Genomic DNA, 823 nt, shown 5'->3' with positions numbered 1-823 from the left:
TCGGCGACGGTGGGCTCCGCAGGTCTCGTCTCGATGAAGAACGATCACTACGCGGTGCTCGTCGCTGGAAACACGGACGGCCTGCTCTATACGGTCACGCCGGTCTCCTGACCGCCGGGCCCCGAACGGCGCCTGCCCGCCGAATTCCTCAGGGGGCGACGTCGATGAGGACCTTGCCAACCAGGCCGGCCTCGACGGCGGCGTGCGCGCCCGCGGTGCTCTCGAGGGGGAAGCGGTGCAGGGGCAGGCCGGCTTCGGCACCGACGTGGAGGGCGCCGTCACCGATGGCCGAACCGATGTCGGCGGCTGCGGCGTCGAGGAGGTCCTGGCCGAGCGTGTAGAGCAACTGGAACTGGTAGCGCACGTTGAGGGTCATCTGGGAACGGATGTCGAGCGCGAGCGGCTTTCCCGTCGTCGCGTACACCGCGATCGAGCCGCGGGTGCGGATCACGGCCGTGTTGAGGACCGCATTCTGCGCGGGAGCGACTTCGACGACCAGGTCGACGCCTTCGGGCGCCAGCGCCCGGATGGCGCGGGCGGCATCCGCCTCGCGGTAGTTCACGACGTGGTGCGCGCCGGCGGCGGATGCGAGTGCGCCCTTCTCCGCGCTGCTCACCGTCGTGATGACGGTCGCCCCTGCCCAGCGGGCCAGCTCGATGGCCGCGTGGCCGACCGCGCCTGCGCCACCGGCGACGAGCACAGTCCGTCCGGTGAGTGCACCGGGGGAGAGGCGCCGGGGTCCGTCTTCGGCGACGGTGGGCTCCGCAGGTCTCGTCTCGATGAAGAACGATCACTACGCGGTGCTCGTCGCTGGAAACACGGA

1 pseudogene is annotated in these 823 nt (G+C 70.7%); it reads right to left on the bottom strand.

The features are described from left to right. Positions 1-148: 148 nt before the first annotated feature. A pseudogene (locus QN345_RS19525) lies at positions 149-757 on the bottom strand (zinc-binding dehydrogenase); the annotation flags it as partial. Between the last annotated feature and the right edge of the window lie 66 nt (positions 758-823).

Origin of the sequence: Cryobacterium sp. 10I1, assembly GCF_035019805.1 — a bacterium.
GTDB lineage: Bacteria > Actinomycetota > Actinomycetes > Actinomycetales > Microbacteriaceae > Cryobacterium > Cryobacterium glucosi.
The sequence above is the reverse complement of the archived record's forward strand: the minus strand, read 5'-3'. Positions and strand labels throughout refer to the sequence as shown.